10 protein-coding genes, 1 pseudogene and 1 riboswitch are annotated in these 12,535 nt (G+C 70.4%); of the genes and pseudogenes, 5 read left to right on the forward strand and 6 right to left on the reverse strand.

What is annotated here, in order from left to right; genetic code table 11:
- Positions 1–3 precede the first annotated feature (3 nt).
- On the forward strand, positions 4–1,299 hold the full coding sequence (locus JIX55_RS43885; protein WP_257568780.1) for a cytochrome P450: 1,296 nt from the start codon (positions 4–6) through the stop codon (positions 1,297–1,299).
- Positions 1,300–1,463: 164 nt separating this feature from the next.
- Positions 1,464–2,465, forward strand: coding sequence for a LacI family DNA-binding transcriptional regulator (locus JIX55_RS43890; RefSeq protein ID WP_257569697.1), 1,002 nt, complete (start codon positions 1,464–1,466; stop codon positions 2,463–2,465).
- Positions 2,466–2,601: 136 nt separating this feature from the next.
- Here the strand turns inward: JIX55_RS43890 and JIX55_RS43895 are convergent.
- Positions 2,602–3,605: pseudogene (locus JIX55_RS43895) on the reverse strand (substrate-binding domain-containing protein).
- Positions 3,606–3,930: 325 nt separating this feature from the next.
- Here JIX55_RS43895 and JIX55_RS43900 point away from each other — a divergent pair.
- Together JIX55_RS43900 and JIX55_RS43905 are read left to right on the forward strand one after the other, a co-directional pair.
- Complete coding sequence (locus JIX55_RS43900; protein WP_257568781.1) at positions 3,931–4,797, forward strand: AraC family transcriptional regulator; 867 nt, start codon at positions 3,931–3,933, stop codon at positions 4,795–4,797.
- Positions 4,798–4,888: 91 nt separating this feature from the next.
- A complete protein-coding gene (locus JIX55_RS43905) occupies positions 4,889–6,064 on the forward strand; it encodes an FAD-dependent monooxygenase (protein ID WP_257568782.1) in 1,176 nt (391 codons plus the stop codon).
- Between the two features lie 52 nt (positions 6,065–6,116).
- Here the strand turns inward: JIX55_RS43905 and JIX55_RS43910 are convergent, their stop codons facing one another.
- The 4 genes from JIX55_RS43910 to JIX55_RS43925 all read right to left on the reverse strand — a co-directional run bounded on the left by JIX55_RS43910 (position 6,117) and on the right by JIX55_RS43925 (position 10,851).
- Positions 6,117–7,115 (reverse strand): sugar phosphate isomerase/epimerase family protein, encoded by a 999-nt coding sequence (locus JIX55_RS43910; RefSeq protein ID WP_257568783.1) that lies wholly within the window; start codon positions 7,113–7,115, stop codon positions 6,117–6,119.
- A gap of 38 nt (positions 7,116–7,153) precedes the next feature.
- Positions 7,154–8,350, reverse strand: a complete 1,197-nt coding sequence (locus JIX55_RS43915; RefSeq protein ID WP_257568784.1) for a Gfo/Idh/MocA family protein — start codon at positions 8,348–8,350, stop codon at positions 7,154–7,156.
- Between the two features lie 395 nt (positions 8,351–8,745).
- A complete protein-coding gene (locus JIX55_RS43920) occupies positions 8,746–9,600 on the reverse strand; it encodes a sugar phosphate isomerase/epimerase family protein (RefSeq protein WP_257568785.1) in 855 nt (284 codons plus the stop codon).
- Between the two features lie 231 nt (positions 9,601–9,831).
- On the reverse strand, positions 9,832–10,851 hold the full coding sequence (locus JIX55_RS43925) for a sugar ABC transporter substrate-binding protein (protein WP_257568786.1): 1,020 nt from the start codon (positions 10,849–10,851) through the stop codon (positions 9,832–9,834).
- A gap of 274 nt (positions 10,852–11,125) precedes the next feature.
- Between JIX55_RS43925 and JIX55_RS43930 the strand changes: the two genes are divergently transcribed.
- A complete protein-coding gene (locus JIX55_RS43930) occupies positions 11,126–12,187 on the forward strand; it encodes a LacI family DNA-binding transcriptional regulator (protein ID WP_257568787.1) in 1,062 nt (353 codons plus the stop codon).
- Here JIX55_RS43930 and JIX55_RS43935 read toward each other — a convergent pair.
- Positions 12,184–12,336, reverse strand: coding sequence for a hypothetical protein (locus JIX55_RS43935; RefSeq protein ID WP_306820095.1), 153 nt, complete (start codon positions 12,334–12,336; stop codon positions 12,184–12,186). The genes JIX55_RS43930 and JIX55_RS43935 overlap by 4 nt on opposite strands.
- A 45-nt stretch (positions 12,337–12,381) precedes the next feature.
- Positions 12,382–12,510, reverse strand: a riboswitch (cobalamin riboswitch).
- Positions 12,511–12,535: the final 25 nt, after the last annotated feature.

Consider the following 12,535-nt stretch of genomic DNA (forward strand, 5'->3'; position numbering starts at 1 on the left):
CTCATGACCACTTCCGCCCACCCCTCCGTCAGCGAAGCCGTGCAGGAACCCATGCCGCTGGACGACGTGGACCTCGCCGACCTCGACAACTTCACCGACGGCGTCACCCCCTGGCGCATGTTCCACACCCTGCGCCATCAGGACCCGGTGCACTGGCAGCCGGAGGAGGCCCCCAACTCCGGTTTCTGGGCGGTGACCCGGCACGCCGACATCGCCCGCGTCGACCGCGACGCCGAGACCTTCACCTCCACCCGGTTCGTCAACCTCGAAGAGGTCGACGACGACCAGATCAAGAAACGCGCCTCCATCCTGGAAATGGACGGCGTCCGCCATCGCGCCCTGCGCAGCGTGATCCAGCGCCAGTTCGGCGCGAGCGTCATCAACAGCTACACCGACTTCCTGCGCGGCCTGACCGCCACCACCCTCGACGCGGCCCTCGCCAAGGGCACCTTCGACTTCGTCGCCGACATCTCCGCCGACTTCCCCATCAACGTCCTCGCCCGGCTCCTCGACGTCCCGCCGGAGGACAACCAGCGGCTCATCGACTGGGGCAACCGCATCATCGGCAACACCGACCCCGACTACGCCGACGTCCTGCTGCACAGCGCGGAGAGCGAGCAGTACCGCGACCTGCCGTTCCGCTCGCCCGCCTCCCTCGAAGTCTTCGAGTACGGCCGCGAACTGGTCCGGCAGCGACGCGGCGGCGACGGCACCGACCTGGTGTCGAAGCTCGTCAACACCATCCCGCGCGACGGCGTCCCGCTCTCCGCGCAGGACTTCGACAACTACTTCCTGCTCCTGGTCGTGGCCGGCAACGAGACCACCCGCCACACCATCACCCACTCCATGCTGGCCCTGCTCCAGCACCCGGAGCAGCTCACCCGCCTCCAGGAGGACCCGTCCCTGATCCCGGTGGCGACCGAGGAGTTCCTGCGCTGGGCGTCCCCCGTCTACCACTTCCGCCGCACCGCGACCCGTGACGTCGAGCTCGGCGGCAAGCAGGTCAAGGAGGGCGACAAGGTCGTCATGTGGTACGCCTCCGGCAACCGCGACGAGGAGGTCTTCGGCAACCCGTACGACTTCGACGTCGCCCGCGCCGACAACGACCACGTCACCTTCGGCAAGGGCAGTCCGCATCTGTGCCTCGGCAATCTGCTGGCCCGTACCGAGATCCGCATCATGTTCGAGGAGCTGATCCCGCGCCTCGCCGGCATCCGCCTCGTCGGTGACGTTCCGCGCGTGCGCTCCAACTTCGTCAACGGCATCAAGAAGCTGCCGGTCGAGGTGACCCTGGCCTGACGCACGGGATCACTCGGGCACGGCGGGCGAGGCACCGTGCCCGAGCCGCGCTTCAAGCCGGCGACCCGGGGCTGTCCTGTGCGATCCGCCGGGCAGGCCCTAAGGTGGGCGGCGATCGGAGGGTGGGGTCACAGGTGGATGCATCGGGCAAGCAGCGGCCCACGATGGTGGACGTCGCGGCGAAGGCGGGCGTCTCCCGGGCGCTCGTCTCGATCGTGTTCCGCAACCAGCCGGGAGCGAGCGACGAGACCCGGGAGCGGGTGCTGCGGGTCGCCGACGAGATCGGCTACCGGCCCGACAGCGCGGCCCGGCTGCTGGCGCGCGGCCGCAGCCGCACGCTCGGCGTGATGTTCACCGTCCACCAGACCTTCCACACCAACCTCATCGAGGGCATCTACCCCGAGGCCGAACGTCTCGGCTACGAGGTCCTTCTCTCCGGCGCCACCCGGGGCCGCAGCGAGGAGAAGGCCGTCGAGGCGCTGCTCAGCCACCGCTGCGAGGCCCTGATCCTGCTCGGCTCCTTCGCCGAGCCCGACTTCCTCGAAGGCCTGGGACGCCGTACCGTCGCCGTCTCCGTCAGCCGCCGGGTCCCTCGCGCCCATGTCGACTTCGTGCACTCCGCCGAGGGCAAGGGCGTACGGCAGGCGATGGACCACCTCGTCGAGCTGGGGCACCGGCGGATCGTGCACATCGACGGCGGCCGGGGTCCCGGCTCGGCCGAGCGGCGGCGCGCGTACCGGGCGGCGATGCGCCGCCACGGCCTGGAGTCCGAGACCCGTGTCGTTCCCGGTGACCACACGGAGGAGTCGGGCATCGAGACCGGCCGCCTGCTCCTCGCGGAACGCGACCAGGGACAGCCCCTGCCGACGGCGGTCCTCGCCGGCAACGACCGCAGTGCGATGGGCCTGCTGATGTCCCTGACCCGGTCCGGTGTCGAGGTGCCACACGACCTGTCGGTCGTCGGCTACGACGACAGCCACCTCTCCCACCTGATGCCGATCGGCCTGACCACCGTCCGCCAGGACGCCGGGCTCATGGCGGAGCACGCGGTGCGGTTCGCGGTGGAGCGGCTGGAGAAGCCCGAACTGGAGCCGCAGGAGGCGGTGTTGGAGCCGAAGCTGGTGGTACGGGGGAGCAGTGGGCCGCCGCCGGAGGAGCCTGCCTGAGGCTGCGGGGCGCCGGGAGCCTCGGTGATCGCATGGCTGCCGGGGGCGTGGCCCGGGGGCATGGGAGCGGGTCGGCACCGTGTGTGCATGCCGGCCGCGCCGGGCGGTGCCGTCGCGCTGATGGGGGCCGCAGCGGTCAGCGGGTGCCCTTCGCCGCGAACTCGGCGACGTCGTCCACGTTCTCCTGGGTGATGAAGGCGGGGCCGGTGAGGACGGGTGCGGTGCCGCCGCCGCTGAAGTTGCCGTTGTTCTCGTAGAGCCACAGACTGTCGACGGCGAGGTACCCCTGGAGGTAGGGCTGCTGGTCGACGGCGAACTCGACGTCACCGTCCCGGACGGCCCGCACGAGGTCCTTGTTGAGGTCGAAGGTCGCGACCTTGGCCTCGCCGGCCGCGTCGGACACCGACTGCACGGCGGTCAGCGCGATCGGGGCGCCCAGGGTGACCACCCGGTCGATGGAGGAGTCTGCTTGAGCTTGGCGGTGATCGTCGACTTCACGGAGGGCATGTCGGTGCCGTTGACGTAGAGGATCTCGGTCGTGCCGCCGAAGCCCTTCTTCAGGCCGGCACAGCGGGCCTCAAGGGCGACCTGCCCCTGCTCCTGGATGACGCACAGGGCGTGCTTGGCGCCCGACTCGTCGAGGCGTTCACCGAAGGCCTCGCCGGCGATGTTCTCGTCCTGGCCGAAGTACTCCAGCATGCCGAGTTCTTTCCAGTAGCCGACGCCGGAGTTGAAGCCGACGACCGGGATACCCGCGGCCGTGGCCTTCGCGACGACGTCCTTCATGGCGTCCGGCTTGGCGGCGGTGAGCGCGATGCCGTCGACTTTCTGGTCGATGGCGTTCTGCACGAGGTTGGCCTGGTTGCCGGCGTTGGGGTCGGCGGAGTAGACGAGCTCGATGTTGTCCTTGGCGGCCGCCGCCTGGGCGCCCTTGCGGATGAGGTCCCAGAAGGTGTCGCCGGGGGAGGCGTGGGTGACCATGGCCACGGTCATGCGGGGGGTGTCGGCCTTGCCCGCGGCAGCGGTGTCCCCGCCCTCCTCCGACTTCTTGCCACCGGAGCTGCTGGAGCAGCCGGCGGCGAACAGGGCGCCGGCCACAACCGTGGCGGTCAGAGCGGCGACTCGATGGTGTCTGTGCATGTCCCTCGCACCTCGCTGTGCTGGTCAGGGTGAGTATGCGGACTTGGGCCCGACGACTGGCGCGCGTCACTAGTGCGCTCTAGTGGCATGACTATGGAGCCGTCCAGCGGTGATGTCAACGGGCTTGTCAGGACGTCTCAACACGTCACCGGCCCGCTCGCGCGGCGGCGAGCGAGCGGCTGTCCGCCCGGTCCGGCCCCTGCCGCGCCCAGGACTTCGGCACGGCCCGCCAGGCCCCCCCCACCCGACCGGAGCGGGCACAGGATGTCGGGTCCGGCAAGGTGGTTCCTTCCTAACGTGGTGATCGCAAGGGAAGGAGGCCGGGGTGCTGGATCGGCTGAACCAGGCCATGGAGCACATCGAGCGCCACCTCGATCAGCGGATCGAGGTGGCCGACCTGGCACGGATCGCGGTGACGTCGGAGTACCACCTCCGACGGCTCTTCTCCGCACTGGCGGGCATGCCGCTGTCGGAGTACGTCCGGCGCCGGCGGCTGACCGTCGCGGGCGCCGAGGTACTGGCGGACCAACGGACGCTGCTGGAGATCGCGGTGCGTTACGGCTACGGCTCGGGGGAGGCGTTCGCGCGGGCGTTCCGCGCGATGCACGGCGTCGGCCCCGGGGAGGCCCGGCGGACCGCTGCGCCTCTACGGTCCCAGCCCCGGATGTCCTTCCGACTCGTCGTCGAAGGGAGCAGCAGCATGCGTTATCGGGTCGTGGAGAAGGAGGAGTTCCGGGTGGTCGGGAGGAAGGCCCGCGTCCCCCTCGTGCACGAGGGGATGAACCCGGCGATCGCCGACTTCATCCGCAGCATCGGTCAGGAAACACTGCGGGAGATCGAGAGCCTGTCCGATCAGGAGCCGGAAGGGATCGTCGCGGTCAGTGACAATCTTGACGACAGCCGAGCCGAAGGGACCGAACTCGACTACTACCACGGCGCGGTGACCCGCGCCGCCGTGCCCGAGGGCATGGACGAACTCACCGTGCCGGCCGGGACCTGGGCCGTCTTCGAGAACTCCGGGCCGTTTCCGCAGGCGCTCCAGTACCTCTGGCGGGACGTGTTCACCCAGTGGTTCCCGTCCAATCCGTACCGGAGCCGCCCGGGCCCCGAGATCCTGCGCACCCGGCTGTCGCAGGACGCGGCCCAGGCGGACGCGGAGCTGTGGATCCCGGTGGAGCGCACCCCACTCTGAGCGGGGGCGCGCGGCGACTTCGGGTCGTCGCGCGCCTGCCTCGGGCCGTCGTCCGCCGGTAGCGTGAAAGACGTCGACCTGAGGTGGGGGCATGAGGGCGATCGTCGTGGGTGCGGGTATCGGGGGACTGGCCGCGACGCTGAGTCTGCGTCGCGCCGGGTGCGAGGTGACGCTGGTCGAACAGACAGCGCGATTCACCGAGATCGGCGCGGGGATCCAGCTCGCGCCCAACGCCACACGGGTGCTGCGGCGACTGGATCTGCTCGACGCGGTCGTCGCGCGGTCAACCCGGCCGTCCCGGCTGAGCTTCCGTACCTGGTCCGACGGCGGTGAGATCTGCCGGTACGCGCTGGGACGCGAGGCCGAGGACGCGTTCGGGGCGCCGTACCTCCAGGTCCACCGGGCCGATCTGCACCAGGCCCTGGCCGCCGCGGTGCCGTCCGAATCGGTGCGGCTGAACACCGCGGTCGTGGGCATCGGACAGGACGACAAGTCCGCACACGTGACGACCGCCGGCGGGGAGCGCCTGGAGGCGGATCTGGTCGTGGCTGCGGACGGCGTGAGGTCCGCGGCCCGTCAGTGGCTGTTCGGCGCGGACGAGGCCCTGTTCTCGGGGACCGCCGCCTACCGGGCGCTGCTTCCGGCCGACAAGGTCGCCGATCTGGACCTGCCGGAGTACGCGCTCTGGCTCGGACCGGGCCGGCACTTCGTCCACTACTGGGTGCGCCGCGGGGAACTGCTCAACGTCGTGGGTGTCATCGGGGCGGAGAAGGCGCAGGAGTCCTGGACCGCCCGGGCCGAGCCGGGGGAACAACTGCGGGCCTTCGACGGGTGGGACCCCCGGGTGCTCGCCGTCCTCGAACGCACGGGGACGGTGTTCCGCTACGGCATCCACACCCGCGCCCCGCTCGCCCGCTGGAACATCGGGCGCGTGACCCTGCTCGGCGACAGCGCCCACGCGATGGTGCCCTTCCAGGCCCAGGGCGCGGCACAGGCGCTCGTCGACGCGGCCGTGCTCGGAGACTCCCTCACCGGCGCGGCACCGGCCGACGTACCCGACGCTCTCGAACGCTACGTACACCGGCGGCTGGCCACCGCCACGAAGGTGCAGGCCAGTTCCGCGCGGGCCGGCGAGGACTACCACCTGCCGGACGGGCCGGAGGCGCGGGCGCGGAACGCCCGACTGGCTGCCCGTGCGGCGAGGAACGAGTTCGGCCCCCACGCGGACGCGTGGGCGGTCGACGCCCTCGACGAACAGGCGTGGTGAAGTGCCCCGCGCCCACCGGCCGGCGGGGCGGGGCCAGGTCACGAGATGTCCGTCAGACGGCCGCCGAGGCGGCGTGCAGGTTCTTCGCGGCCAGGGCCAGCCCCTCCGTCCGGGAGTAGGCGGCGTCCTCGTGCTCGATGTTGACGGCCATGTCCGGATCGATTTCGGAGAGGGCGCGCAGGAAGTCGGTCCAGAAGGGGACGCCGTTGCCGAGGCCGACGGCGACGAACTTCCAGGCGGGGTTCTCGGGCCAGGTGTTGCACCAGAAGCCGTAGCCGGTGGGGACCTTGCCGGGGGCGTCGGCGGGTACGCGGGTGAAGGAGGTGTCCAGGACGCCGCGGATGTCGGCGCCGGGGCAGAGCGTGGCGTCCTTGGCGGCGGCGTGGAAGACGAGCGGGCCGAGCCACTTGATGGAGGCGATGACGTCCATGCCCTGCCACATCAGGTGGGAGGGGTCCATCTCGGCGCCGATGTGGGTCAGGCCGCCCTCGTCGACGAGCCGCTTGAGGGTGACGGGGGAGAAGACGACGTTGTGCGGGTGCATCTCGATGGCGACCCGGACGTCGTTCTCGCGGGCGAGCGCGTCGATCTCCTTCCAGAACTCGACGGCCACACCCCACTGGTAGTCCAGGACGTCCAGGTAGACGCCGTCCCAGGGGTTGACGACCCAGGAGGGGTACTTGGCGTCGGGGTCGGAGCCCGGCGTACCGGACATGGTGACCACGTGCTTCACGCCGAGCAGGCCCGCCAGGCGGATGGTGCGGCGCAGGTCGTCGGCGTGCTTGGGGCCGACGCCCGGGAGCGGGTTGAGCGGGTTGCCGTTGCAGTTGAGGCCGGTGAGTTCCATGCCCCGGTCCGCGAACGTCGCCAGGTACTCCTCGCGGGCGGTGGCCGAGGACAGCAGCAGGTCGACCGGGCAGTGCGGGGAGGGGATGAAGCCGCCGGTGTTGACCTCGACCGAGGTCAGGCCGTTCTCCTTGAGGAGGTCGAGGGCCTCGGGGAGGGTCCGGTCGTGCAGACAGGCGGTGTAGGCGCCGAGCTTGAGGGCCATGTGTCTTCTCCTTCTCTGCGGGAGGCTCTACGAGTGGGTCAGGCGACGGGCGGGACCGTGACGGCGGCGCCACCTGACCGGGAGGACTCGACGACGGCCTCGATGATCTCCATCGTCCGCAGCGCGTCGGCGAACGTGGCGCAGGCCGGCAGCGGCTCGGCCACACCCGCGACCTGGTCGAGGAAGGCGCGGGCCTGGTAGGTGAAGTTGTCGCCGTTGCCGGCGCCCACACCCGCCGCCTCCATCGGGACACCGCCCGCGAAGTACGGCATCTGCGGGCCGGCGATGATCTGCCGGGCGCCGCGCGTACGGGCGTCGGGCTGGGCGTCGTCGAAGAGGTACTCGGCGGGCCGGTGCTGGTCGAACGCGGCCCGGCCGCCGAGGCCCAGGACGTCGAAGAACAGCCCGTTGGGCAGGCCGAAGCCGGTGCGCGTCACCGAGAAGGTGCCCACGAGCCCCGACTCGAAGCGGGCCGTGAACGACGCGGTGTCCTCGTTCTCGACCTCACCGAACTCGTCCGAGACCGGCGCGGCGTTGTGTCCGACGACCGCGCCCAGCGGCAGCGCGCGCTTGGGGATCTGCGTCGACAGCGCGGCACCGGAGACCGAGGCGATGGGCCCGGCCACGTACTCGGCCGCGTCGATGATGTGCGAGCCGATGTCGCCGAGCGCCCCCGAACCCGGGCCGCCCTTGAACCGCCAGCTCAGCGCACCGTTCGGGTCGGTCGCGTAGTCGCACCAGTACCGGCCGCTGAACAGCGTGAGGTCACCCAGTTCACCGCGCTGGACGTGCTCGCGGATCGCGGCGATACCGGGGGAGCGGCGGAAGGTGTAGCCCACGGCCGTCACGACCTCGGCGGAACGCTCCAACCCGGCCATCGCACGGGCGTCTTCCAGCGACCCGGCCAGCGGCTTCTCGCACAGCACGTGCTTGCCCGCCGCGACCAGGGCCTCCGCGATCGGCCGGTGCAGGGCGTTGCCCACGACGATGCTGACGGCGTCGATCGTCGGGTCCTCGACGACGGCCTCCCAGCCCGGCAGCGCCTTCTCGAACCCGTAACGGCGGGCGGCGTCCTCGCTCAGTGCGACATTGGCGTCGGCTATCGCGGCCAGCCGCACCGGCGGCAGACCGGCTCCGAAGACCGTGTTGACATTGCGGTAGCCGGCGGCGTGGCTGCGGCCTGCCATACCGGCGCCGATCACCGCGACGGAGATGGGCTCGCTCGAAATGGTCATGGGGGGTGCCTTTCGAAAGCCCTTGTGGGGAAGGGCAGTTGGAGGTGAGGAGGATTGAATCCGGCGGTGATCTGCTGGGTGGGCCGGGGCCGGCGGGTGGTGACGACCTTCGGCCGGGGGAGAAGCGGATGCCTTCGAGGCCGTGGACGGGGAGGTCGATGCCGATCGTGCCGATGCGGTGGTGCACGTGGTGCCGGTGGTGCACGTGGAGCGCGTGGCATGGTGCCCGTGGTGCGCTGGAAGCGGCGGGCGGCTTCGCCGGAGGCGGTGAACAGGGCGCTGCCGTTGCCGTATTCACGGCCTGCTTTTGGTGACGACGGCCGAGGGCCTGTCTTTGGTGACGACGGCCGAGGGGTGCCCGTACGCCGCTCGCGATGTCGTGTCAGGGGTGGTCGCTAAGCGCCGCGCAGATACTCGTTGATCTTCTCGCGCATGAAGACCGAGGACTCCTTGGCGCGTTCCTCCCACGCGAACACACAGGCCGTGAGCGTCCCGTCGAAGCCGTTCGCCTTCAGCTCCCGGAACAACTCCTCGAAGTCGACCTCACCCTGGCCGATGTCGAGGTGCTGGTGGATGCGGGCGGTCGTGCCGGGCGGGTTGAGGATGTAGCGGTTGCCCGAGGATGCGGTGTGGTCGAAGGCGTCGGCCAGGTGGACATGGGTGAGGAGGTCACCGGCGTACTTGATGATGCCGGGCGCGTCGTTGCCGATGTGGAAGGTGTGCGGTGCGCAGTACAGGAAGGTGACGTTGGGGTTGTTGATGCCCCGGATCAGGTTGACCGCGTCGTAGCCGTTCTCGATGAAGTCGTCCGGGTGCGGTTCCAGGGCGAGCTTGACGCCTTCGCGTTCGAACACCGGCAGCAGCTCGTCCAGCGACTTCCAGAACTGGGCCTCGCTGCGGTCGGCGTCCTCGGGGCGGCCGTTGAACTCCGAGATCATGCTGTCGACGCCGAGGTCGGCGGCGATCCGGATCGAACGCTTCCAGTACCGTACGGCGGCCTGTCGGGCGTCCTCGTCCGGGCCGGACCAGCGGAACAGCGGCAGCAGCGAGGAGATCCCGACGCCCGCCGTGTCCAATGCCTTGCGGAACTTCCGCACGGTGGCGTCGTCGACGCGCGGGTGCCGGAAGAAGGGGATGAAGTCCTCGCGGGGCGACAGCTCGATCCACTCATAGCCCAACTCGGCTACCACGGAGGGCAGTTCGAGGAGGGGGACATGACGGATCATGTACGGGTCGAGGGCGATCTTCATCTGATTCCTCCGTGGACGGCCCCGCCTTCAGGCGGGGGAGGAGACGGACTCCTGCGGAGCGGGGCAAGGGGCCGCGAGGCGCCGGCAGGGCGGCTCGCAGTGTGACGGTGCGGGCCAACACCCGTTGGGCTAGGGAGCGTTGTGCGGTACGGCCGTCCTTCTGGGCGGCCGGCGAAGCCGGCGACGAGGATGAGCTCGCCGCCGGTGCCGTTGCCTGGGTCATGGGTCGGATCACCGGGTGCCCTTGGCGGCGAACTCGGCGATCGTGTCGACGTTGTCCTTGTCCACGAACGCGGGACCGGTCAGCACCGGCTCCTCGCCACCGCCGCTGTAGTTTCCGTTGTTCTTGTGGAGCCAGAGCGAGTCCACGGCCAGGTAGCCCTGGAGGTAGGGCTGCTGGTCGACGGCGAACTCGATGTCACCCGCCTTGATGGCGTCCGTCAGCTCCTTGTTGAGGTCGAACGTCGCGACCTTCGCCTCGCTGCCGGCATCCGAGATCGACTCCACCGCCGTCAGCGCGAACGGGGCGCCCAGCGTGACGACCTGGTCGATCGAGGAGTCCTGCTTGAGCTTGGCCGAGATGGTCGACTTGGTCGCGGGCATGTCGTTGCCGTTGACGTAGAGGTTCTCGGTCTCGCCCTTGAAGGTCTTCTTCACACCGGCGCAGCGGGCCTCCAGGCCCACGTGCCCCTGGACCTGGACGACACAGAGCGCGTGCTTTGCGCCCGTCTCGTTGAGCTTCTCGCCGAAGGCCTCGCCGGAGACCGACTCGTCCTGGCCGAAGAAGGTGAGCAGCCCCTGCTCCTTCCAGACGTCCATGCCGGAGTTGAAGCCGACGACGGGGATGCCGGCCTTCTGCGCCTTGGCGATGGCGTCCTTGAGGGCGTCGGGCTTGGCGAGGGTGACGGCGATGCCGTCGACCTTCTGGTCGATCGCGTTCTGGATCAGCGTCGCCTGGCCGCCGGCGCTCTCGTCGTTGGAGTAGATCAGCTCGACGTTGTCCTTGGCGGCGGCCGCTTCGGCGCCCTTGCGGATGATGTCCCAGAAGGTGTCGCCGGAGGGCGCGTGGGTGACCATCGCGACCTTCATACGGGGCGTGTCGGCCTTGCCGGCCGCGGCGTCCGCCCCGCCCTCCTCGGCCTCCTTGCCACCGGAGCCGCTGGAGCAGCCCGCGAGGATGAGTGCCGCCGCGCCGATCACGGCCACGACGGGGACTGTTCTGCGGGAGAGGGGAAGGGAGGTTCGGTTCATGATGCGTGCACCTCACTGTGCAACTGGGCGGGAGAGAGAGCTGCGGCCGTGGGATGGATCGCGGGTGCGACGGCCTCGATGCCCCGAGCGACCGCCTTGTGGGCGTCGTCGCCGTCGACCGAGCCGGAGAGCGCGATCCGCGCGGACCGCGTTTCAGAGCTGACTTGGTCGGAACATCAGAACAATTTAAAGCGCTTTAAGTCCTGGTACTATCGGCTTGTTTCGCGAGCGTGTCAAGGGTGTGGCGCCGGAGATTTCCGCAGAGGAGGCACAGGTGGGCGACGGCGGTTCCGCACGTCACCGGAACGGCGCGAGCAGGCGCCCCCGGCTGGAGGACGTGGCCGCGCGGGTGGGCCTGTCCACCGCGTCGGTCTCCCTCGTGCTGCGCGGTGTCGCGGGCCCCAGTGAGCAGACGCGGCAGCGCGTCCTGCGGGCGGCCGCCGACCTCGGCTATCAGGTGGACCGTACGGCCAGCATGCTCGCCAGCCGACGCAGCCGCCTGCTGGGCGTCATGGTCGACATCCACAGTCCCTTCCACGCCGAGCTGGTCGAGCATCTCCACATGGCGGCCGAGGAGGTCGGCTACGACCTCGTGCTCAGCACCCTGACGCGCACCCGCGACGAGCACACGGCCGTCGAGACGCTGCTCGCCTACCGCAGCGAGGCCCTGATCCTGCTCGGCCCGACCGCCCCCGCCGCGACCCTCGCCGCCCTCGACCGCAAGTCACCGGTCATCGCCGTCGGCCGCCGGATCTCCGACGCTGCCCTGGACGTCGTACGCACCGCCGACGACGAAGGGGTCGGCCAGATCATCGACCACCTCGTCGGGCTCGGCCACCGCGCGATCACCTACGTCGACGGCGGCAAGGGCGTGATCGCCACCGACCGGCGCCGGGGCTACCGCACCGCCATGCGCCGCCACGGCCTGGACGAACACATCAGCGTCCTGCGCGGCGACCACACCGAAGCGGCCGGCGAGCGCGCCGCCCGTCAACTGCTGGAAGCCGGCGACCTTCCCACCGCCGTTGTCGCCTTCAATGACCAGTGCGCCATCGGCGTCCTGGCCGCCCTGGCCCGCGCCGGGGTCGACGTGCCGGGACAGGTCTCCGTGGTCGGCTACGACGACGACACCCACTCCCGGCTGAGTTGCTTCAACCTGACCACGGTCAGCCAGGGGGCCGAGGAGCAGGCCCGACACGCGGTGACCGCCGCCGTCGAACGCCTCGACCAGGACCGCACCGAACCCCGCGAGGTCGTCCTGACCCCGCGTCTCATTCTCCGGGGGACGACGGCGAAGCCGGTCCGACCCGCGCGTGGAGATACGCGCCCTGGCTAGGGACCTTCTGGGAGTGGGTCGAGGAAGCGGATGGGGGGCCGGTCGTCGGGGCCGGTGTGGGTGACGGTGGCCCGCACACCGAAGACGTCGGCGACGAGGGACTCGGCGAGTACGGTGTTCCCTCGGCACTCCCCGGCACCCCTCGGCACTCCCCGGCACTCCCCGGCACCCCTCGGCGCCGGAGACCGCCAACAGGTCTTCGGACTCGGGGTCACCCGGACGAGACGCTCCCCGGACCGTGATCGTGACCGCCGTCCAGTGGCCGTTGCCCCGCCCGTCGCCCTCACCGCTGCGCGCCAGCTCCGGATTCGCACCGGATTCCCGTACCCGCACCCGTACGCGTACGTC

It is taken from the genome of Streptomyces sp. DSM 40750, assembly GCF_024612035.1.
Classification (GTDB): Bacteria; Actinomycetota; Actinomycetes; order Streptomycetales; family Streptomycetaceae; genus Streptomyces.